The following is a 20800-nucleotide window of genomic DNA, read 5'->3' on the forward strand; positions in this document are numbered from 1 at the left end:
GGTCGAAAACACTGGTCCCGTCCCCCACCGTTGTACCCGGTTCATGCAAAAAGGGGACGGAAGGATCAAGTCGTTTGTACCACTAACGACTTGTTCCTCCGTCCCCTTTTCCGGTCAATCAGTCGGCCCAGCGGCCTGCGGCGGTGGACTGCGGCAGCACCTGCGCCGACAGCGGACGGTCGGCCTCCAGCAGGTTCACCGCGTCGGCCAGGATCGAGGCCGATTCACGCAGCAACGGATCCGGACGCTTCTCGGCGGCCTTCTCGCGGGCGGCATCCTTGACGATGTCGCGTTCGTTGCCGGTCAGGCCGTCATCGCTGCTGTCATCGGCCAGCGGGTCCAGGGCCAGGCCCAGTTCCTTGCGCACGATCTGGCGCTGCTTGCGCTGGGTATCCTGGCGCTCGCGCTCGGCACGTCGGGTCGCCTCATTCAGCGAGACGTACTTCTTCGCCGCCTCAGCACGGAACTGCTCCACATCCTCGTTCCACCACTGGAATTCCTTGTCGGTGGCGATGCGCGCGTCGTGACGCGTTTCCAGCTTCGGCAGCAGCGGCGCGAAGTTGCCGTACTGGGTGTGCGGCACCGCGGCGATGCGGGTCCACGGCAGGGCATTGTCGTAGGTGCTCTCGCCGAACTCGGTGGCATCGACGCTGGCCGGGAACGCCAGGTCCGGTACTACACCCTTGTGCTGGGTGCTGCTGCCGCTGATGCGGAAGAACTGGGCGATGGTCAGCTTCACCTGGCCAAAGCGCTGGGCTTCGCCACTCGGCCAACGGTCCAGGTCGACGATGTTCTGCACCGTGCCCTTGCCGAAGCTGGTTTCACCGATGACCAGGCCGCGGCCGTAGTCCTGGATGGCACCAGCAAAGATCTCCGACGCCGAGGCCGAACCACGGTTGATCAGCACGGCCAGCGGACCGTCCCATGCCACGCCCTGGTTGCGGTCGCTGTTGACGGTGACACGGCCACCGGATTCGCGCACCTGCACCACCGGACCCTGCTCGATGAACAGACCGGTCAGCTCGATGGCTTCATCCAGCGAACCGCCGCCGTTGTTGCGCAGGTCCAGCACCACGCCGTCCAGTTTGTCGGCCTTGAAACCGGCCAGCAGCTTGGCCACGTCGCGGGTGGCCGACGCGTAATCGGTGGCGTTGCGACGACGGCCTTCGAAGTCCTGGTAGAAGGTCGGCAGCTTGATCACGCCAACCTTGCGTGCCGGCTCGCCATTGGCGGCCGGGATGGTCATGGTCTCGCCCTTGGCGGCCTGTTCGGCCAGGCGCACCTTCTGCCGGGTCAGCACCAGGGTGTGGTGCTTGCCGTCGACGCCCGCTTCGGCCGGAATGAACTCCAGCTTCACCTGGGTGTCCTTGGCGCCACGGATCTTGGCCACGACATCATCGATGCGCCAGCCGATCACGTCTTCCACCAGCCCGGACTTGCCCTGGCCGACGCCGACGATGCGGTCACCCGGCTTCAGCGTGCCATCCACTGCTGCCGGACCACCGGCGATGATCTCGCGGATCACCACCACGTCGTCCTGGCGCTGCAGCTGCGCGCCGATGCCTTCCAGCGACAGCGACATCGCCTGGTTGAAGTTCTCGGCGGTACGCGGGGTGAAGTAATCGGTGTGCGGATCAACGGCGCTGGTGTACGCGTTCATGAAGAACTGGAAGGTGTCTTCGCCCTTCAGCTCGTTGACCGACTTTTCCAGCGTGGCGTAACGCTTGTCCAGCGTCTTGCGGATGTCATCGGACTTCTTGCCGGCCAGCTTCAGGCGCAGCCAGTCATTCTTCACCGACTTGCGCCACAGCTCGTCGAGCTCGGCGTTGGACGCTGCCCACGGCACGTCCTTGCGGTCGTACTCGAAGCGCTCGTCGGTGGTGAAATCCGGTTCCTGCTTCAGCAGCTTGCGCGCGTAGGCCACGCGCTCGCCGACGCGCTGCTTGTACACCGCGAACACCTGGAAGGCCGGCTCCAGCTCGCCGCCGCGGATGGCATTGGCAATGCCGGCCTGGAACGGTGCGAAGCGGGTGATGTCGGCCTGGGTGAAGTACTGCTTGCCGCCGTCCAAGGTCTCCAGGTAGCGCTTGAACACATCCTTGGAGGTGGCTTCATCGAGCGCACGCGGGCGATAGGCGTAGCGGCTGTCGGACAACAGGCCGTAGACCAGCTTGGAGGTGGTCACCTGATCGGCGGTAGCCGCCGCCGGCAACGCCGGCGAGTCGGCCTTGGCCGCCAGCGCCAACGGCGCAACCAGCGCCAGGGCCATCAGGAATGCGGGGGCTTTGAATTTCATTGACGTGCTCGAAGGCGCCTTGCCAAGGGGGAGACTGCAGGGTGTTCAGACACCACGACAGTGCCGAAAGTTGCCGGGTTTGTCACCCGTCCACTTCCGGTGGAAAACCAGCCTAGCGGGGCCGGTGTAGCAAATTGTGAATGCAGGCAAAGGCGTGCGGACCAACGGTCCGCACCCACCAGGGTGATGGTGACACCCATCGGTGGCGGTGGCACCCATCGGTAGCGGTGGCACCCATCGGTAGCGCCGGGCCATGCCCGGCGGGGATGAAGTGTGCGGACCAACAGTCCGCACCCACCGGCGGAGCGTCAGGAAACGCCGGCGCCCTTGGCCTGTACGTCGGCGTGGTACGACGAGCGCACCATCGGGCCGGAGGCCACGTGGCTGAAGCCCAGCTCGTAACCGTAGACTTCCAGCGCCTTGTAGTCGTCCGGGGTCCAGTACTTCAGCACCGGGTGGTGGTGCGCGGTCGGCTGCAGGTACTGGCCGATGGTGATCATGTCCACATTGTGCGCACGCAGGTCGCGCATGGTGGCCTTGATCTGTTCGAAGTCTTCGCCCAGGCCCAGCATGATGCCCGACTTGGTCGGTACGTCAGGGTGCTGCGCCTTGAAGTTCTTCAGCAGGTTCAACGACCACTGGTAATCGGCACCCGGGCGCACGTTGCGGTACAGGTCCGGCACGGTTTCGATGTTGTGGTTGAACACGTCCGGCGGGTTCTGCGCGAGGATTTCCAGCGCGCGCTCCATGCGGCCCTTGCCGCGGAAATCCGGGGTCAGCACTTCGATGCGGGTGCCCGGCGACTTCTCGCGGATGGCGGTGATGCAGTCGACGAAGTGCTGGGCACCGCCGTCGCGCAGGTCATCGCGGTCGACGCTGGTCACCACCACGTACTTCAGGCCCATGTCGGCCACGGTCTGGCCCAGGCTGGCCGGCTCGTTGGCATCGGGCGGCTTCGGCCGGCCGTGTGCCACGTCGCAGAACGAGCAGCGGCGGGTGCAGACCTCGCCTAGGATCATGAAAGTGGCGGTGCCGTGGCCGAAGCATTCGTGGATGTTGGGGCAGCTGGCCTCCTCGCACACGGTCACCAGGCGGTTCTCGCGCAGCTTGGCTTTCAGGTTCTGCACGGCATTGCCCGAAGGAATGCGCACGCGGATCCAGGAGGGCTTGCGCAGCACCGGCACGTCGGCGAACTGCACCGGCGAACGGTTGATCTTGTCCCCACCCATCTGCTTGACCCCGGCCTGCAACGGCGCGGTGGACGGAAGCTCGGCCTGCACGATCTGCAGGGGAATGGTGCGGGCAGTGGTTTCAGTCATGGCGTTTCCGGGGGCGGTCAGGCGGCCGCAGAGAGATCAGGCAGTTCAGGCACGGGCTGCAGCAGCAGGCCGAACTGGCGGGCCAAGTGGTCCAGCAGCACCGGCTTGACGGCGTCCATCCCGGACGGACCGCCCAAGTCTAGCACCGTGGTCACCTGCAACCCCTCGTAACCACAGGGGTTGATGCGGTGGAAAGGGTCGAGGTCCATGGCCACGTTGAAGGCCAGGCCGTGGAAGGTGCAGCCGCGCCGCACGCGGATGCCGAGCGCGGCGATCTTGGCGCCGCCGACGTAGACGCCCGGGGCGCCATCGAGCCGTTCGGCACCGATGTTCCATTCCGCCAGGGTGTCGATGATGGCCTGCTCGATGCGGCATACGTAGTCGCGCACACCGATGCCCAGCCGCGGCAGCCGCAGCAGCGGATAGATCACGATCTGGCCGGGGCCGTGGTAGGTCACCTGGCCACCGCGATCGACGTGGACCACCGGGATCTCACCCGGTGCCAGCACGTGTTCGACCTTGCCGGCCTGGCCCAGGGTGAACACCGGATCGTGCTCGACCACCCACAGCTCGTCCAGCGTGTCATCGTCGCGCTGGTCGGTGAAACGCTGCATGGCGTGCCAGACCGGCTCGTAGGCCTGGCGCCCCAGGTCACGCACCACCGCCGGGCGCGGCGGGCGCGCCTCGGGGGCCGCCGCCTCGGCAGGGCAGCTGACGGCTACACCGTCCACTTCACTTCCGGGTGGTCGCGCAGGGCCTGGTGGGCCACGTCGTACTGTTCACGGTTCTCGGCCCGGAAGACCAGGCGCACCGAGACGTACTTGCCGTTGGACGAATGCTTCCAGCTGATGCGCTCGTTCACCACGTCGACGCCAGCAGCCAGCAGCAGGCGGGGGAGTTCATGCTCCAGGCCGCGGTTGGCCGGGCCCATCGCGCTGAGCTCGAACTGACCGGGGAACTGGAAGCCGTGTTCGGGGTTGTCGGACTTGATTTCCATGCGCCCATTATCGGGCCGCAGGGCAACAAACCCAAGAGTATTCATGTAAGCCGGCGGCACTGCGGGCGGGCCGCTGCGTTGCAGCTGAACGTCCATTCAGGCGGGGAGACACCTCCCAGGGCCCCTGCCCCATCGCTGCGGCTTCACCTGCGGTAACCGATTGTATCGATCAGACAATGTTGTTTTCGGAACAGACAAGTGATCCCAGCGCGCTCGTTCCATCACAGCGCCGGGAGTACCGTGTCGTTGCATAAAACGACAGACAGATGCCCCCTTCCCGATGATCATCCCATCCATGCGCTATCTCGCATCCTTTGGATTGTCCGGCCTGCTGGCCACCGCCCTCCCCCTTTCCGCTTACGCAGCCGAGCAATGCGGCCCGGACGCGATGCGCGAGCATCCGCCGCAGGTCAATTTCCGCGTCGACAACGACCTGTTCGGCGGCCGCCACCAGGACCAGGGCTATACCAACGGCGCCCAGCTGACCCTGGTCTCGCCCAACCTGGTCGATTACACCGACGACCCGTGCCTGCCGCGCCTGGCGCGCTGGGTGAACAGCCACCTGGAGGCACTGCACCCGGGCAGGTTCGAACAGCAGAACATGATCTTCAGCCTGGCCCAGGGCATCTTCACCCCCACCGATTTCACCCGGAAGGACCTGATCGAAGACGACCGCCCGTATGCGGGCGTGCTGGTGGCCAGCTTCGGCTACAACGCGCGCAGCGGCGACCACCTGCAGACCACCCAGCTGACCCTGGGCGTGGTGGGGCCGTGGGCGCAGGGCCGGCAGGTGCAGAACGCGGTGCACGACGTGCTGGGTGACGAGAAGTTCCAGGGCTGGGACAACCAGCTGCACAACGAACCGGTGTTCATGCTGACCCACGAGCGCATGCGCCGCTGGCCGGGCGATGCCAGCATCAATGCCGACGGCTGGGGCTGGGATGCGATCAGCCATTACGGCGGCTCGATCGGCAACCTGGAAACCAAGGCCAACGTCGGCGGCGAAGTGCGTTTCGGCTGGAAGCTTCCCGACGACTTCGGCAGCACCCCGCTGCGCCCGGCCGGCGAGAACACCGCGCCGACCCGGGGGGGCAAGCCCAGTGGCTGGTCGTGGCACATGTTTGCCACCACCGATGCGGCATGGGTGATCCGCGATATCACCCTGGACGGCAACACATTCCGCAACAGCCACAGCGTGGACAAGCGTCATGTGGTCGCCTACGGCGGTTACGGCGTGGCAGTGATGCGCGGCCGCTGGAAGTTCGCGGTAGCCCGCTACCACAGCACCCGCGAGTTCAATGGCCAGCGCGAAGCCCCGGTGTTCGGCAGCTTCACCATCAGCCGCTCGCTGTAAGCGAGGGGCTGATGGTGAAGCGGGTAGGTGCCGACCGTTGGTCGGCACACCGGATTGAATCGCTCGCTGTAAGCGAGCGGCTGATGGTGAAGCGGGTAGGTGCCGACCGTTGGTCGGCACACCGGATTGAATCGCTCGCTGTAATCCAGGGCTGCGTCCGCCGGGCATGGCCCGGCGCTACCCGATCGTGCGTCCGCCGGGCATGGCCCGGCGCTACCCGATCGCCGGTAGCGCCGGGCCATGCCCGGCGGGATCCCACGAAAAAGGCCGGCATTCGCCGGCCTCTTTCATTCACCGCAGCAGGCTGCGGATCATTCCGATTCCCACCACATCCAGAAGCTGTCCCACAGGCGCTTGAAGAAGCCGGCCTGCTCGACGGCGGCCACAGCCACCAGCGGCGCTTCGGCCACCAGCTTGCCATCCAGGGTGACCTTGACGGTGCCGATCTGCTGGCCAGCGGTGAACGGCGCTTCCAGGGTCTTGGGCACGTCGATGCTCGGCTTCAGGTCGTTGTAACGACCGCGCGGCACGCTGACCAGCATCGGTTGCGCCACGCCCAGCTGCACCTTGTCGGTGGTGCCCTTCCATACCTTGTGCTCGGCCACGGCCTTGCCCGGCTCGTACAGGCGGTGGGTCTCGAAGAAGCGGAAGCCCCAGTTCAACAGGGCCAGGCTGTCATCGGCGCGCTGCTTTTCCGACGCGCCGCCCAGCACCACCGCGACCAGGCGCTGGTCACCGCGCTGGGCCGAGCTCATCAGGCAGTAGCCAGCCTCGGAGGTGTGGCCGGTCTTGATGCCGTCCACGCTGCCATCGCGCCACAACAGCAGGTTGCGGTTGGGCTGCTTGATGGTGCCGACCTGGAATTCCTTGATCTTGTTGTAAGCGTAGGTTTCCGGGTAGTCGCGCACCATCGCGCGGCCCAGCAGGGCCAGGTCGTAGGCGCTGCTGTGATGGCCCGGGGCGGTCAGGCCGTGGGCGTTCACGAAGTGCGAGTTCTTCATGCCGATCTTGGCGGCGTAGCTGTTCATCAGCGAAGCAAAGGCTTCTTCGCTGCCGGCCACGTGCTCGGCCAGGGCGATCGCGGCGTCATTGCCGGACTGGATCGCCATGCCCTTTTCCATGTCTTCCAGGCGTGCGGTCTGGTTGACCGGGAAGCCGCTGTAGCTGCCGTCGGTGCCGGCACCACCTTCGCGCCAGGCGCGTTCGCTCATCATCACCTGGTCATCGGGACGGACCTTGCCGTTCTTGACCTCGGCGGCGATCACGTACGACGTCATCACCTTGGTGATGCTGGCCGGGGCCAGCTGCTCGTTGATGTTCTCGCCTGCCAGCACCTGGCCGGTAGCGTAGTCCATCAGCACCCAGGCCTTGGAAACGCTGGGTGCAGGCGCCGGCGGCGTGGCCACGGTGGCGGGGGCAGCAGCGGCGGCAGGCGCCGGGGTGGCCGGGGTCGGCAGCGGCGTCTGGGCGGAGGCCAGGCCCACCACCAGGGTGGCGGCCAGGGCAGTGGCGGCGGAACGGAAATTCATGGGACAGCAGGCTCCAGGGGACGGCCGGAAAATGAAGGATGGGGCGAGGTGGCCATTGTAAGGCCGAGGTGGCAAGGGCCGGCAGCACCGGCCCGGGCGGAATCAGTCCTTGACGATCTGTGGCGAGCCAAAGCCCAGACCCGAGATGCGCCCGGCAAGTTCCGCCGCGCTGGCATGGTCGCTGGCGGGTACCCGCAGGCGCCACAGGGTACGGCCACCGGCAGCGATGTCGCTGATGGTGGCACCGACGATGCCGGCAGCGTTGAGCTGGCCCATCGCCCGGTTGGCGTTGTCGCGGTTGGAGAAGCTGGCGACCTGCAGCATCACCGCGCCCACCACCTTCTGCGACAGGCTGAGGCTGCTGGCCGGGGCCGGGCTGCGCGGCGCGGCGGTGGCCACGACCTGCGCTGCCGGACGCGACGCGGGTGCGCTGGGCGGCAGGCTGCTGACCGCCACTTCCGGCATCGTGCTGACAGCGGCCTGGGTGGTAGCCGGCTGGCCGCGCTCGGGCGCGGCGTCGGCCGGCAGGCGCTTGACCAGTCGATCGATGTCGCTGTCGGCAACCGCACGTGCGGCGGGTGCGGGGCGTGCGCTGGCAACGGCAGCGGTGGCCGCAGCCGCTTCCGCAGCACGGCGTTCGCGGCGCGAGGGCTTCTGCGCCATCAGGTTGCCTTCGCCCGGCTGCAGCGCGCGCACTTCCACGTTGCCGGTACCGCGCTGGGTGATGCCCAGGCGCACAGCGGCGGCGTAACTGAGATCGACCACGCGGCCATCGTGGAACGGGCCGCGATCATTGACGCGCACGATCACCGATTCGCCGTTGTCCAGGTTGGTCACGCGGGCGAAGCTGGGCAGCGGCAGGGTCTTGTGGGCAGCGGTGAACTGGTACATGTCGTAGACCTCGCGGTTGGAGGTCAGGCGGCCATGGAACTTGGCGCCGTAGTACGAAGCGGTGCCGCGTTCAACGTAGTTGCGGGTGTCGTCGAGCACCTTGTACTGCTTGCCCAGCACCACGTAGGGCGACTTGTTGCCGATTGCCGAGCGATCCTCGTCGGTCACCACCGGCTCGGGAATGCAGGCCACGTTGGGCACGTAACTGGGCGTGGTGTCTTTCACGCCGGGCTTGTACAGGCCACCGGCGGTGTAGTTGCCACGGGTGGACAGGTCCTCGGTGGCCGCCGCGTACGGCGAGCCCTCCGGACAATGCGCCGGACGCCCGCCCTTGCCCTGCACCACCGTGCCGGACGGCTTGCCACCGTGTCCGGCGGTCGCCGGCTTCTTCGGCGCGCTGCTGCAGGCGGCCAGCGCGAGGACGATCAATCCAGGGACCAGCCATCTGATGTTCATGCCGGGGGCAGCTCCTGTCCGGCAATGGCCTGCGACAACTGGAACACGGCCATCGCGTACATCTTCGAGAGGTTGTAGCGGGTGATTGCGTAATAGTTCTGGAAGCCCAGCCAGTACTGCTTGCCGGTGCTGCCTTCAAGGGTGATCGGGGTGGCAGTGGCACCCGGCTGCACCGGCGCGCTGGGCTGGTAGCCGCGCTGGGCCAGGTCGGCCAGCGACCAGGTGGGCATCCACTCGGTCGGGTTGAACTCCTCGCGGCCGGCGGCGAGCGTGGCCGGCACGGCGACCTGGCCACCGCGCACCCAGCCGCCCTTCTTCACGAAGTAGTTGGCGATGGACGAGAACACGTCGTCGTAGCTGGTGAACAGATCACGGCGACCATCGCCATTGCCGTCCACGGCGTAATCGAGGTAGCTGGAGGGCATGAACTGGCCCATGCCCATCGCGCCGGCATAGCTGCCCTTGAGCGTGGTGATGTCCAGCTTTTCCTCGCGGCCCAGCTCGAACAGCTTGGCCAGTTCATCGCGGAAGAACAGCTCGCGGCGCACTTCGCGCTCCAGCTTGGCCGGGTCGCCACTGCGCGGGTAATAGAAGGCCAGGGTGTACAGCGCATCGAGCACGCGATGGCTGCCGGCATTCTTGCCGTAGCTGGTTTCCACGCCGATGATCGCCACGATCACTTCCGCCGGCACGCCGGTGCGCTGCTGCACACGGTCCAGTTCGGCGCGATGCTGGGCAAGAAACGCCTTGCCGCCATCGATGCGTGCCTTGCTGATGAACATCGGCCGGTATTCGTTCCACGGCTTGACCCGTTCGGCCGGCCGCGACATGGCGGCGATGATCGGCTGGCGCACCTGCGCCTGGTCGAGCACGTTGCGGATCTCGTCGGGCTTGAGGCCGTAGCGCTTGGCGGTGTCGGCAATGAATCTGGCGCGCGCGGTTTCGAACGGCACCGGGGTGAGATCGACCGGTGCTGCCGTGGCCGCGGTCGCTTCCGGCGCGGCCTCGGCCGGGCCGTGGGGCTTGGCCGCCGGGTGGCGTGGCGTACTGCTGGCCTGTGGCGAAGTCGGTGGGGACGTCGGCTGGGTCGCGCAGGCGACCAGGCCGAGGGTGAGCATGCAGGCCAGAGAACGTCGAATCATCACCGCAGGTTAGCAGGTCATGGATGAATTAAAACCCCTAACACCATGAATCACAACGATTTGCACGCGTTCAGCGCGAAATGTGAAGAGGCTGTGATTGACCTGCCCCATTCAGGCAGAGGTTGCCGGTTGCGTCCCCATCCCCGCAGACGCAACCGGCCGCCGGACCCGGTCGGTACCTGCGCGGCTGCCGCTCCCCAGTGGCAGTGCTCCGCGCTCCCTGTACCCGTTGGATCAGTACTGCTTTCCCATCCGACGCCCCTCGCGCTGCATCAAAGACGGCGCGCCATGCCGAACGGGCCGCCATTGTGCAGGCCGATTGCGACAAGTCCATTGATCAGGATCAACGCGGCGTCAAAATGTGAATTGGCGCCCACTTTTAATGGAACTTCGTCGTGAGTGGTGCCGACAGGAGGTGGTCTGAGAACGTTTGCACAACAGGGATTGCGCAGATTCAGCGGGCGCGCAGGGCGCCGGTGCATGGCGTGGACTGCTGTGCCCGCACAGCAGTCCACGCCATGAATTGCCAGAGCAACGCATTCGACGCGCCGCTGCTTGGTACCGGACGCATTGATGTTTCAGCAGCCTCCAAGCACTAGCTGACATCAGCCAGCGCTCGCAAGGTTTCCTTGGGGTTCTTCTTGATGACGTGAAGCAGGGCTCGCGCAGGGCCTGTTGGGTCACGGCGGCCCTGTTCCCAGTTCCGTAGTGTTCCGACTTCCACGTGGATGATGGTTGCGAACTTCTGCTGGGACAGGCCCGTGGCCTTGCGGATCTCGCGCACCTCCACAGGGCTGATGTAAAGCTCACGCGAGGGGCTCCGCTCTCCCTTGAGAATTTCATTGGCCTCGGACACGCTGCCCATCAGCTCAGCAAAAAGATTTTTGTCCATAGCTCACTTCCAGTTTTCAATGATGGACCGAAGCGCCTTCTTCTGCTCTGCGGTCAAGTTGTCCTGCTCGTTTTTGGGATATGCGAGAAGCAACACGATCTGTGAGGCCGAAGCGAAGTGGTAATAGATCACGCGTGCCCCACTTCGCTTGCCACGTCCTGGTAGCGCGACACGAATCTTCCTCAGTCCGCCCGTGCCCTCGATCAGGTCGCCCGATTCGGGGGCTTGGGCGAGGGTGTGCTGAAAGCCGCTGTACTGCGTATCCGTCATCAGTTCTTTGATGAGGCGCGTGAACGTCGGGGTCTCAATGAAGATCATGGCATGAATGTACGCCATTGGCGCACATGCGTCAATGGCGCACTTCAATGCACCACTTGGCACAACGGGCACTGTTTCAGCAGGCTCCTACGCGTGCACCGGCCGATGCCCCCGCACCGCCATCACCAGCCCGATCCCCGCCAGCAACGACACCGCCGAGGTGCCGCCATAACTGATCAACGGCATCGGAATGCCCACCACCGGCAGCAAGCCGGAAATCATCCCGCCGTTGACCAGCACGTACACGAAGAACGCCAGGCCGAGGCTGCCGGCCAACAACCGCGCGTGCGTGTCGCGTGCCTGCACCGCGATCGACAGGCAACGCCCGACCACGAACAGGTACAGGGCGAACACCACCACCACGCCGATCCAGCCGAACTCCTCGGCCAGTACCGAGAACGCGAAATCGGTGGTGTACTCGGGCAGGAAATCCAGCGTGGCCTGCGTGCCGTGCCCCCAGCCCCTGCCCTGCAGGCCACCGGAGCCGATGGCGATGCGCGATTGCAGGATGTTCCAGCCGGTACCCAACGGATCGGCAGCCGGATCCAGGAAGGTCAGCACGCGATTCTTCTGGTATTGCCGCAGCAGCCCGAACCAGGCCAACGGCGCAGCCACCGACACCGCGCCCAGTCCGGCCGCCACCCAGCGCCACTGCAGGCCCGCCAGCAGCAGGGCGAACACGCCGCTGGCGGTGACCAGGGTGGCCGTACCGAGATTGGGCTGCATCAGGATCAGCAGCGCTGGCACCCCGATCAGCACTGCGGCCGTCAGCACCGTGCGCGGCGATGGCGGCAACGGCTGGCGGTGCAGATACCAGGCCATCATCAACGGCAGGCTGAGCTTGAGCAGTTCCGAGGGCTGCAGGTAGAACACGCCCAGGTTGAGCCAGCGCTGCCCGTACTTGCCGGTGCCGATCACGTACACCGCCATCAGCGGCAGCATCGACAGTGCATAGATCGCCGGCGTCCACGCGCGCAGGCGCAGCAACGAAACCCGCGACAGCAGCCACATCGCCACCAGGCCACCGGCAAAGCGCATCGCCTGCCCGTGCACCGGCCCGTTCACGCTGTGCAGCACCGCCAGGCCTGCGCCCATCAGGATCAACAACGCGATCAGCAACGGCAGATCGATCGTGCGCAGCGCCTCACGGCAGCCACCAAGCATTCGTTTCCATTTCACCGGCGGCACGGTAGCAACCGGCGCTTTCGCGAAGCTGTCAGCGCTGTTTGACGCTATCGACTCCTTCGGCGACACCTGCCTTGGGCGACCGGATTCTCCGGGTTTCAAACAATTCTGATTGGAGCCGCAAGGGCCCCGTGCACATCATGTGCGGCCACCGACAACGGGTGGCACGGGACTCCAATCCCGTTTGATAGATGCGTTGTTTACGCTTGCCAGCCGGCGTCGCTTTTTCCTTGTTGAGCGGCGTCGGCTGGCAATCCGTCCGTGCGTCTTTGGCGGGCGGTGCGTGGAGGGACTCGTGCCCGCCGGCGTTCCAGCGTCTATCACCGGTATTGGAGCCACGCATCGCCTGCCACCCTCGCCTCCACGCGGGGTGGCCCTTGCCGACCGCACGAGGACCCCGCCATGTCCGCTTCCACCTACCCGTACCTGTTCGCCACGCTGGGCGAGGCTGCTCACCAGCTGCCGCATGACATCGCCCGCGCGCTGGAAACCACGCTCACCGCAACGCAGGCCGCCAACGCGCCCGGCGGCCCTACCCTGCTGGACTGCCTGCAGCGCATCGGCCAAGTGGAAGCGGCAGATGGCCAGCCGTGGCCGAGCAAAGGGCGAACGCAGGCGCAGTGCATGGCGATGGCGCGCATCGACCGCGCCAATGCCGGGCTGACCTTCCTGCTGGAACTGCTGCACGCCAGCGAACGCGTGCGCGTGGACGGCGACGACACGCAGCATCTGCCCGACGACGCCCGCGAAGGCCTGCTGCTGGCCTGCCGAGGACTGTCGGAATATGTGGGCGTGCAGCTGCAGGCCGCGTGATGCGCACGTCGCTGTGCCCTCGCCTGCCTCTCGTACAGCGCATGCCGGCCCTGAGCCGAGCATGGCTCGGCACTACAAAGAGCGAAGCGACCCGCTTCTGCTCTGCTTTATTTCTCTTTGCGTGGGTGGCCACCGCAGGAAACTGTCAGAGGCCGGGCGCGGTGGGTTCGCGGGGGTGTCCGCGGCATGGATGCCGCGGCCAAGCCCCCCCGCGAATCCACCCCGCCCGGCCAACCACGGCTGTTGCTTTCAGCAACCACCCACGAGGGGCTGCGCCGATGGCTGGAAACTACCCGTAACCGCCGTGCACCGGGTTATGACTGCGCACCGCCATCACCAACCCGAACCCGGCCAGCAGCGACACCGCCGACGTACCGCCGTAACTGATCAACGGCATCGGCACGCCCACCACCGGCAGCAGGCCGGAAATCATCCCGCCGTTCACCAGTACATAGACGAAGAACGCCAGACCCGTGGCACCGGCCAGCAGGCGTGAGTACGAATCGCGCGACTGGCTGGCGATCCACAGGCAGCGCCCGATCACCACCAGATACAACGCCAGCACCAGCGCCACACCGATCCAGCCGAACTCCTCGCTCAGCACCGAGAATGCGAAGTCGGTGGTCTGCTCGGGAATGAAATTCAGGTGCGACTGCGAGCCTTCGCCCCAGCCCTTGCCATCGAAACCGCCGGAACCAATGGCGATCTTCGACTGGATGATGTTCCAGCCCGCACCCAGCGCATCCATTTCCGGGTCGAGGAACATCATGATGCGGTCCTTCTGGTACGGCCGCAGCAACCAGAACCAGGCGACCGGCGCCACCGCTGCCACACCGCCCACGCCCAGTCCCACCCACCACCACGGCAGGCCCGCCAGCAGCAACACGAACACACCACTGGCGGCGATCAGCACGCCGGTGCCGAAGTCCGGCTGCAGCATCACCAGCCCGGTAGGCACACCGATGATCACCATCGCCACCAGCACGGTGTTCAAGCGCGGCGGCAGCGGCATCCTGTGCAGGTACCAGGCCACCATCATCGGCAGGCTGACCTTGAGCAGTTCGGCCGGCTGCAGGTAGAAGAACTTCAGGTCCAGCCACTGCCGGCCGTACTTGCCCGTGCCCAGCACGAACACCGCCAGCAACGGGATCATCGAGATGGCGTAGATCAGTGGCGTGGCCGAGCGGATGCGCAGGATCGGCACCCGCGAGATGCCCCACATCGCCGCCAGGCCCACGGCAAAGCGCACGCCCTGTGCCATCACCAGGCTGTCGCCGCCAGCACTCTTCAGGGTCGCCAGGCCGATCACCATCAGCGCGCCCAGGGCCAGGCACAGCAGCCAGTCGAGGCTGCTGAAGAACCGCTGCAGCATTTCCCCGGCCCAACGCAGGAACGCGCTCATCGGGCGCCCTCCGCAGCAACCGTGGGACGTGACGTGGCCGGCAGTGCCGCAGAAGGATGCGTGGCCGGAGCAGGTGCAGGTGCCGGCGGCGGTATACCGACCACGACCGCATGCTCGCCCAGCTGCGCCGCAGCCGCGTCGCCGGCCTGGCGCGCACCCACGTCTTCGTTGTCGAACGCGGTGGCGCCGATCGCGGTCGTACCGCGTTCGCTGTCCAGCGGCTGCATGCCTTCGGGCATCTTGCCCAGCAGCCAGGCATCGAACACCTTGCGAGCGATCGGCGCGGCTGCCGAACCACCGTAGCCGCCGCCCTCCACGGCAATCGCCACGGCGATGACCGGGTTGTCGGCCGGTGCGAAGCCAACGAACAGCGCGCGATGGCGCAGGTGCATCGGCAGGCTCTTCGGGTTCACCGCAGCGGTACCACGGCGGCTGATCACCTGTGCGGTACCGGTCTTGCCCGCCATCACATACGGTGCGCCGGCCGCTGCGCGCGCGCCGCTGCCACCGGGCTGCATGGTGCCCATCATGCCCTCGCGCACGGCCTGCAGGTTGCTCGGGGTCGGGCTGATCGGCTTGCTCTCGCCCTGCGGCATGGGCGTCCAGTCCGCATCGAAGCCGGCCCGCTGCTGCATCACCAGGTGCGGCTGGCGCAGCTGCCCGTTGGCAATGCCGGCCACGCCGTGCACCAGCTGCAACGGGGTGACCTTCCAGTCGCCCTGGCCGATGCTGGCGTTGACGGTGTCGCCGGGATACCAGCGCTCCTTGCGTGATTTGTACTTCGATGCCGGCGACGGCAGGATGCCGCCGATCTCGCCGGTCAGGTCGATGCCGGTCGGCTGGCCGAAGCCGTAGTAGCCCATGTAGTGGTCGAAACGCTCGATGCCCATGTCCAGGGCCAGCTTGTAGTAGTACGTATTGACCGACTGGGTGATCGACTTGCGCAGATCGGTCCAGCCATGGCCGCCACGGTTGGCATCGCCCCAGCCCCTCGAGGTGCCGGGCAGGTAGAACATGCCGGTGGAAAGAATCTTGTCTTCGGGCCGGCGCACCCCGCTGTCCAGGCCGGCCAGGCCGATCAGTGGCTTGATGGTCGAACCGGGGGCCACGCCACCCAGCACCAGGCGGTTGAACTGCGGCCGCGAGGGATTCTCGTTGAGCGCCTTGAAGTCGGCGTGCGAGATGCCGTTGACGAACAGGTTGGCGTCGTACGACGGCAGGCTGACCATCGCCAGCACTTCGCCGGTGCGCGGGTCCATCGCCACCGCGGCACCTTCGAACTCGCCGAAGGCGGCCACCATCGCCCGTTGCAGGTCGGCATCGATCGACAGCCGCAGGTCGGCGCCGGACTGCGCGGCGACACGGCCGATGGTGCGGATCGCGCGGCCCTGCACGTTGGTCTCGACCTGTTCATAGCCGACCTTGCCGCGCAGCTCCTGCTCGTAATAGCGCTCCAGGCCGGACTTGCCGATGTGGGTCAGCGCGGCATTGCCCTCGCCGAGGATCTCCAGGTCCTTGTCGTCGACCCGGCCGACGTAGCCGATGATGTGCGCGAACAGGTCGCCATAGGGATAGCGACGGGTCAGGTACGGCTCCAGCTCGACGCCGGGAAAACGCCAGCGGTCCACGGCGAAGCGCGCCATTTCCTCATCGCTCATGCGCAGCTTCAGCGTGACCGGCAGGAACTTGCGGCGCGCCTTGCGCGACTTGTTGAACGCTTCCAGCTCTTCCGGACTGATCTGGATGATCTTCGCCAGCCCTTCCAGGGTGGCGTCCATGTCCTTGACCTTGTCCGGGGTGATGTCCAGGCGGAAGGCCGGCACGTTCTCGGCCAGCAGGCGGCCGTTGCGGTCGTAGATCATGCCGCGCCCGGGCACCACCGGCCGCGGCTTGATGCGGTTGGCTTCGGAACGGGTGGCGTAGATGTCGTGGTCCAGCACCTGCAGCTTGAAGTACCAGCCGCCCAGCCCCAGCAGGCAGACCAGTACGCCGAAGAAGCCCAACGCCGCACGGCGCCGGAACTGTTCGGCTTCGGCGTGCGGATTCTTGACCTGGCGGCGCGGCAGCATGGCTCAGCGCCCGCGCTTGCCGAAGCGCACCGCGTCCAGCAGCACGAACACCAGCGGCCACAGGCCCATGCCCAGCAACGGTGCCCACCAGTACGACCACGGCAGGGTCGGCTCGCCCACCATGATGTGGACCAGCGCGCTGACGATGCGATCGTTGAACAGCAGGCCGCCGATGGCCAGCATCTGCTGTGACATCGGGAAGAAGCGGATGCGTGCGCGGAAACGCTGCAGGATGAAGGCCAGCATCACCAGGCGCAGCGCTTGTTCGCCCAGTACACCGCCATACAGGAGGTCAGCGACGACACCGCTGGCGAAGGCGATGCCGAGGCCGACCCGCTCGGGCGTTTCGATGACCCAGTAGGCCAGCACCAGCGCCAGCCAGTACGGACGCAGCGGCTGCAGCAGCGCCGGCAACGGCAGCAGGCCCAGCAGCAGGGCCACCACCAGGCTGGCCGGCAGCACCCAGCGATTATCGCGAAGGCGGCTCATCGCTGCGCCTCCGGCTGCGGTTGGGTGGGCTGCGGTTGCCGGCCAGCGGCCGGCACTACCGGGGAGCTGGCTGGGGGAGAGCCCCCCTCTTGTTGAGGGGGGCGCGCCGAAGGCGCGGGGGTAAGGGAGGATGCGCGGGCAGCCGGGCTCGTCGCAGACGAGGACGGCTGCCGGCCAGCGGCCGGCACTACCGTGGAGGGCGGCGGCGTCGAAGGCGCAGTCGGTGCGGTACCGGTCGGCAGCGTTGTGGCATCGGCCGGGCCACCGGGAGCGGCTTGTTCCATCTGCAGGCGCAGGTTCGGCGGAATACGGATCGCCGCGCCGGGGCGCAGCAGCAGCACGTCGCGGCCGCGATCAAGCTGAGCGGCCGGCTTCAGTTCGCCCACCAGGAAGGCGTGGGTATCGTCCGGGCGCAGGCCGGTGATGGTGCCGACCGGGAACCCGGCCGGGAACCGGCCACCAAGGCCGGACGTGACGATCTCGTCGCCCACTTCCACGCCGGCGCTGAGCGGGATGTCGCGCAACTCCAGCTTGTCGCCGCGGCCGTAGACGATCAGGCGCACGCCATTGCGGGCCACGGTCACCGGCACCGCATGGTCGGGGTCGGTCAACAACAGCACGGTGGCGTTGCCACCGGTCACGCTGATCACCTGCCCCATCAGGCCGCCGGCGTCGATCACCGCCTGGCCGACGTGCACGCCTTCGCGGCTGCCAGCGTCCAGCACCAGGCGCTGCTTGACCGGGTCCAGGTCGATGTCCAGGATCGGCGCCAACTGCACGTCCAGGCCACTGCGCTCGGCCACGTTCAGCAGTTCGCGCAGCTGGGCGTTGTCCAGTGCGGCGGTCTGCAGGCGGGTCAGGCGGGCGTTGGCCAACAGCAGCTGGTTGCGCAGCTCACGGTTTTCGGTCACCAGCTGGCCGTGGCTGGCAGCGGTGTCACGCACTTGCCCGCCGAGCTTGCCGGGCAGGCCGGCCAGCGCCCACACCGGCTGCACCAGGCTGTTGGCCTGCTCGCGCAGGCGCGCCAGCCAGCCGGCCTGGTCGTCGAGGACGATCAAGGTGATTGCCAGTGCAAGATAGGCCAGCAGCCGCAGCGGGCTGGCGGCATCACCGGATCGGGAAGCGACGGGAGGTCCGGCGTAGGGCGGCACGGCAACGATTCAACTGGCAGAAGGCGAAAGGGAAACACGCGGGCGCCCCGCCGGTGCCGACCCGCCAACGTGGCGGGCCGCACCCCGGAGGGGCGCTGCGGGCGCAAGCAGCCGGGACGGCTTATTCCGGCGCAAAGAACTCGTTGCCGTGCATGTCCACCAGTTCCAGCGCACGACCGCCACCACGGGCAACGCAGGTCAGCGGGTCATCGGCCACCTGCACGTGCAGGCCGGTTTCCTCGGAGATCAGGCGATCCAGGTCGCGCAGCAGGGCGCCACCACCGGTCAGCACGATGCCGCGCTCGGCGACGTCGGCACACAGTTCCGGCGGGGTCTGCTCCAGCGCCAGCTTGACCGCGCTGACGATGCCCGACAGCGGCTCGTGCAGGGCTTCGAGCACCTCGTTGGAGCTGATCTTGATCATCTTCGGCACGCCCTCGGCGAGGTTGCGGCCGGAGATTTCCATCTCGATCACTTCCGCCTGCGGGTAGGCGCAGCCCAGTTCGACCTTGATGCGTTCAGCGGTGGCTTCACCGATCAGCATGCCGTGGTTGCGGCGCACGTAGTTGGTGATCGACTCGTCGAAGCGGTCGCCGCCGATGCGTACCGATGCCGAATAGACGATGCCGTTGAGCGAGATCACCGCCACTTCGGTGGTGCCGCCGCCGATGTCGATGACCATCGAGCCACGGGCTTCGGTGACCGGCATGCCGGCGCCGATCGCGGCCGCCATCGGCTCTTCGATCAGGAACACGTCGCGGGCACCGGCCTCCTCGGCCGATTCCTTGATGGCGCGGCGCTCGACCTGGGTCGAACCGGCCGGCACGCAGACCAGCACGCGCGGGCTCGGGCGCAGGAAGCGCGACTTGTGCACCTTCTTGATGAAGTGCTTGAGCATCGCCTCGGTGTAGGTGAAGTCGGCGATGACGCCATCCTTCATCGGGCGGATGGTGGTGATGTGGCCCGGGGTACGGCCCAGCATCTGCTTGGCCTCGGCGCCGACGGCAGCCACGGAGCGGGTACCGCCGATGGCACGGTCCTGGCGCACGGCGACCACGGACGGCTCGTTCAGCACGATTCCCTGCCCACGCACATAGATGAGGGTGTTGGCCGTGCCCAGGTCGATGGACAGGTCATTGGAGAACATGCCGCGCAGTTTCTTGAACATCTGGGAGTTGATCCTGAGGGGTGTCGCGCCCAACGCGGGATGGCGAAAAAATGGGCAGAAATCGAGGTCGACAAGCCTAGCAACCCGCCTGCCGCCGAGCAAGGAGAAAACTAGCTGAACCCGCGCCTTCACAGGCTTTCGGCCTGATCGGGCATCACCCGGTTCTGGCCCTGAGCGGCACCAGCGGGTAACCTTTGCGCCGTCGGGCGCCCAAGGGCGCCGTTTGCTTGCCTGCCGAAGTGGGCCGGCCCACCCCAAAATTCACCGCATAGGCTTACATCGATGTCCGCTCTGATCTGTGGTTCTCTTGCCTTCGACACCATCATGGTGTTTCCGGACCAGTTCAAGAATCACATCCTGCCGGACAAGGTGCACATCCTGAACGTGTCCTTCCTGGTGCCGCGCATGCGCCGCGAGTTCGGCGGCTGCGCCGGCAACATCGCCTACAACCTGCACCTGCTGGGTGGCGACCCGATTCCGATGGGCACGGTGGGTTCGGACTTCGGCCCGTACCGCGAACACTTCGATGCGCTGGGTATCGACCTCACCCGCGTGCGCGTGATCGATGAGCTGTTCACCCCCCAGGCGTTCATCACCACCGACCACGACAACAACCAGATCACCGCCTTCCACCCGGGCGCGATGATGCGTTCCTACGAAAACCACGTGCGCGACGTGCCGGGCGTCAGCCTGGGCCTGGTCGGCCCGGACGGCCGCGAAGGCATGATCCAGAACGCGCTGGAATTCCACGAAGACGGCGTGCCCTTCATCTTCGACCCGGGCCAGGCGATGCCGCTGTTCAACGGCCCGGAACTGCGCGAATTCATCGAGCAGGCCGATTACGTGGTGGTCAACGACTACGAGTCGAACCTGCTGCAGGAACGCACTGGCTGGAACGAGAAAGAGATCGTCAGCCGGGTCAAGGCCTACATCACCACCCGCGGCCCGAAGGGCGCAGTGATCCACACCCCGGAAAAGAGCTATGACATCCCGCCGGCGCACGAGCGCCGCGTGGTCGATCCGACCGGCTGTGGCGACGCGTTCCGCGCCGGCCTGATCTACGGCATCCAGAAGGGCTTCGACTGGCTGACCATCGGCCGCATGGGCAACCTGATGGGCGCGCTGAAGGTCGAGCACCCGGGCACCCAGAACCAGCGCTTCACCTTCGATGAGTTCAACGAGCAGTTCAAGCAGCAGTTCGGTTACGCGTTGAGCGTGTAAGCGAACTGCCCGCGCACTCCACCCGATGCGCCGGGGGGAATGCCACCGGCACGTGTCGACCTTGGTCGACACTGCCGGCCAGCGACCGGCTCCGCTCTGGTAGCGCCG

At 66.5% G+C, this 20800-nt stretch carries 18 protein-coding genes; 3 read left to right on the plus strand and 15 right to left on the minus strand.

All coding sequences use genetic code 11. From position 1 onward, the window contains the following. Positions 1–118 precede the first annotated feature (118 nt). From ACUXVE_RS18970 to ACUXVE_RS18985, 4 genes are all read right to left on the minus strand, one after another. On the minus strand, positions 119–2296 hold the full coding sequence (locus ACUXVE_RS18970; protein ID WP_140225486.1) for a carboxy terminal-processing peptidase: 2178 nt from the start codon (positions 2294–2296) through the stop codon (positions 119–121). Between the two features lie 308 nt (positions 2297–2604). Then, positions 2605–3615 carry a lipoyl synthase gene (lipA, locus tag ACUXVE_RS18975; RefSeq protein WP_033832023.1) on the minus strand — a complete coding sequence of 337 codons (1011 nt, stop codon included), beginning with the start codon at positions 3613–3615 and terminating at the stop codon, positions 2605–2607. A gap of 17 nt (positions 3616–3632) precedes the next feature. Then, positions 3633–4277 carry a lipoyl(octanoyl) transferase LipB gene (gene lipB, locus ACUXVE_RS18980; protein ID WP_223483263.1) on the minus strand — a complete coding sequence of 215 codons (645 nt, stop codon included), beginning with the start codon at positions 4275–4277 and terminating at the stop codon, positions 3633–3635. A 56-nt stretch (positions 4278–4333) separates the two neighbouring features. Further along, entirely contained in the window at positions 4334–4612 is a 279-nt protein-coding gene (locus tag ACUXVE_RS18985; RefSeq protein ID WP_032975372.1) for a YbeD family protein, read from the minus strand. Between the two features lie 295 nt (positions 4613–4907). Here ACUXVE_RS18985 and ACUXVE_RS18990 point away from each other — a divergent pair, with 295 nt between their 5' ends. Beyond that, complete coding sequence (locus ACUXVE_RS18990; RefSeq protein WP_373695685.1) at positions 4908–5966, plus strand: lipid A deacylase LpxR family protein; 1059 nt, start codon at positions 4908–4910, stop codon at positions 5964–5966. 311 nt (positions 5967–6277) lie between these two features. On the opposite strand, the gene ACUXVE_RS18995 is transcribed toward ACUXVE_RS18990, so the two are convergent. The 6 genes from ACUXVE_RS18995 to rodA (ACUXVE_RS19020) form a co-directional block, all read right to left on the minus strand. Continuing rightward, on the minus strand, positions 6278–7495 hold the full coding sequence (locus tag ACUXVE_RS18995) for a D-alanyl-D-alanine carboxypeptidase family protein (RefSeq protein ID WP_032975369.1): 1218 nt from the start codon (positions 7493–7495) through the stop codon (positions 6278–6280). Positions 7496–7597: 102 nt separating this feature from the next. Then, a complete protein-coding gene (locus tag ACUXVE_RS19000) occupies positions 7598–8842 on the minus strand; it encodes a septal ring lytic transglycosylase RlpA family protein (RefSeq protein WP_445514949.1) in 1245 nt (414 codons plus the stop codon). Next, the gene (gene mltB / locus ACUXVE_RS19005; RefSeq protein ID WP_033832243.1) at positions 8839–9984 is read right to left on the minus strand and encodes a lytic murein transglycosylase B; all 1146 of its coding nucleotides are present in this window, start codon (positions 9982–9984) and stop codon (positions 8839–8841) included. Before mltB ends, ACUXVE_RS19000 begins: the two co-directional genes overlap by 4 nt. Before the next feature lie 595 nt (positions 9985–10579). Further along, entirely contained in the window at positions 10580–10876 is a 297-nt protein-coding gene (gene nadS, locus ACUXVE_RS19010) for a NadS family protein (protein ID WP_093818027.1), read from the minus strand. Positions 10877–10879: 3 nt separating this feature from the next. After that, entirely contained in the window at positions 10880–11194 is a 315-nt protein-coding gene (locus ACUXVE_RS19015; protein WP_222388360.1) for a type II toxin-antitoxin system RelE/ParE family toxin, read from the minus strand. An 87-nt stretch (positions 11195–11281) separates the two neighbouring features. Continuing rightward, positions 11282–12358, minus strand: a complete 1077-nt coding sequence (gene rodA, locus ACUXVE_RS19020) for a rod shape-determining protein RodA (protein WP_199776055.1) — start codon at positions 12356–12358, stop codon at positions 11282–11284. A gap of 423 nt (positions 12359–12781) precedes the next feature. Here rodA (ACUXVE_RS19020) and ACUXVE_RS19025 point away from each other — a divergent pair, with 423 nt between their 5' ends. After that, positions 12782–13192 carry a hypothetical protein gene (locus ACUXVE_RS19025; protein WP_222388359.1) on the plus strand — a complete coding sequence of 137 codons (411 nt, stop codon included), beginning with the start codon at positions 12782–12784 and terminating at the stop codon, positions 13190–13192. Between the two features lie 289 nt (positions 13193–13481). Here ACUXVE_RS19025 and rodA (ACUXVE_RS19030) read toward each other — a convergent pair whose 3' ends face one another. The 5 genes from rodA (ACUXVE_RS19030) to ACUXVE_RS19050 all read right to left on the minus strand — a co-directional run bounded on the left by rodA (ACUXVE_RS19030) (position 13482) and on the right by ACUXVE_RS19050 (position 19471). Further along, on the minus strand, positions 13482–14594 hold the full coding sequence (gene rodA, locus ACUXVE_RS19030) for a rod shape-determining protein RodA (protein WP_445514950.1): 1113 nt from the start codon (positions 14592–14594) through the stop codon (positions 13482–13484). Next, the gene (gene mrdA, locus ACUXVE_RS19035) at positions 14591–16663 is read right to left on the minus strand and encodes a penicillin-binding protein 2 (protein WP_093818031.1); all 2073 of its coding nucleotides are present in this window, start codon (positions 16661–16663) and stop codon (positions 14591–14593) included. Before mrdA ends, rodA (ACUXVE_RS19030) begins: the two co-directional genes overlap by 4 nt. Before the next feature lie 3 nt (positions 16664–16666). Further along, positions 16667–17152, minus strand: a complete 486-nt coding sequence (gene mreD, locus ACUXVE_RS19040; RefSeq protein WP_093818032.1) for a rod shape-determining protein MreD — start codon at positions 17150–17152, stop codon at positions 16667–16669. Further along, positions 17149–18303: a rod shape-determining protein MreC gene (mreC, locus tag ACUXVE_RS19045; RefSeq protein WP_445514951.1), complete on the minus strand. Its 1155-nt coding sequence runs from the start codon at positions 18301–18303 to the stop codon at positions 17149–17151. Before mreC ends, mreD begins: the two co-directional genes overlap by 4 nt. Before the next feature lie 121 nt (positions 18304–18424). Continuing rightward, positions 18425–19471 carry a rod shape-determining protein gene (locus tag ACUXVE_RS19050; RefSeq protein WP_017355500.1) on the minus strand — a complete coding sequence of 349 codons (1047 nt, stop codon included), beginning with the start codon at positions 19469–19471 and terminating at the stop codon, positions 18425–18427. Positions 19472–19753: 282 nt separating this feature from the next. On the opposite strand from ACUXVE_RS19050, the gene ACUXVE_RS19055 reads away from it, so the two are divergent. Continuing rightward, complete coding sequence (locus ACUXVE_RS19055) at positions 19754–20692, plus strand: carbohydrate kinase family protein (protein WP_049463859.1); 939 nt, start codon at positions 19754–19756, stop codon at positions 20690–20692. The last annotated feature ends 108 nt before the right edge of the window (positions 20693–20800 follow it).

The organism is Stenotrophomonas sp. 3(2025), assembly GCF_052665395.1.

Bases quoted from the DNA above. Each gene is read 5' to 3' on its own strand.
- rodA (WP_199776055.1), bottom strand. From the start codon at position 12,358: ATGCTTGGTGGCTGCCGTGAGGCGCTGCGCACGATCGATCTGCCGTTG.
- ACUXVE_RS19000 (WP_445514949.1), bottom strand. From the start codon at position 8,842: ATGAACATCAGATGGCTGGTCCCTGGATTGATCGTCCTCGCGCTGGCC.
- ACUXVE_RS18990 (WP_373695685.1), top strand. From the start codon at position 4,908: ATGCGCTATCTCGCATCCTTTGGATTGTCCGGCCTGCTGGCCACCGCC.
- mltB (WP_033832243.1), bottom strand. From the start codon at position 9,984: ATGATTCGACGTTCTCTGGCCTGCATGCTCACCCTCGGCCTGGTCGCC.
- ACUXVE_RS19050 (WP_017355500.1), bottom strand. From the start codon at position 19,471: ATGTTCAAGAAACTGCGCGGCATGTTCTCCAATGACCTGTCCATCGAC.
- nadS (WP_093818027.1), bottom strand. From the start codon at position 10,876: ATGGACAAAAATCTTTTTGCTGAGCTGATGGGCAGCGTGTCCGAGGCC.
- mreD (WP_093818032.1), bottom strand. From the start codon at position 17,152: ATGAGCCGCCTTCGCGATAATCGCTGGGTGCTGCCGGCCAGCCTGGTG.
- ACUXVE_RS18970 (WP_140225486.1), bottom strand. From the start codon at position 2,296: ATGAAATTCAAAGCCCCCGCATTCCTGATGGCCCTGGCGCTGGTTGCG.
- ACUXVE_RS18995 (WP_032975369.1), bottom strand. From the start codon at position 7,495: ATGAATTTCCGTTCCGCCGCCACTGCCCTGGCCGCCACCCTGGTGGTG.
- rodA (WP_445514950.1), bottom strand. From the start codon at position 14,594: ATGAGCGCGTTCCTGCGTTGGGCCGGGGAAATGCTGCAGCGGTTCTTC.
- lipA (WP_033832023.1), bottom strand. From the start codon at position 3,615: ATGACTGAAACCACTGCCCGCACCATTCCCCTGCAGATCGTGCAGGCC.
- ACUXVE_RS19015 (WP_222388360.1), bottom strand. From the start codon at position 11,194: ATGATCTTCATTGAGACCCCGACGTTCACGCGCCTCATCAAAGAACTG.
- ACUXVE_RS19055 (WP_049463859.1), top strand. From the start codon at position 19,754: ATGTCCGCTCTGATCTGTGGTTCTCTTGCCTTCGACACCATCATGGTG.
- mrdA (WP_093818031.1), bottom strand. From the start codon at position 16,663: ATGCTGCCGCGCCGCCAGGTCAAGAATCCGCACGCCGAAGCCGAACAG.
- ACUXVE_RS19025 (WP_222388359.1), top strand. From the start codon at position 12,782: ATGTCCGCTTCCACCTACCCGTACCTGTTCGCCACGCTGGGCGAGGCT.
- ACUXVE_RS18985 (WP_032975372.1), bottom strand. From the start codon at position 4,612: ATGGAAATCAAGTCCGACAACCCCGAACACGGCTTCCAGTTCCCCGGT.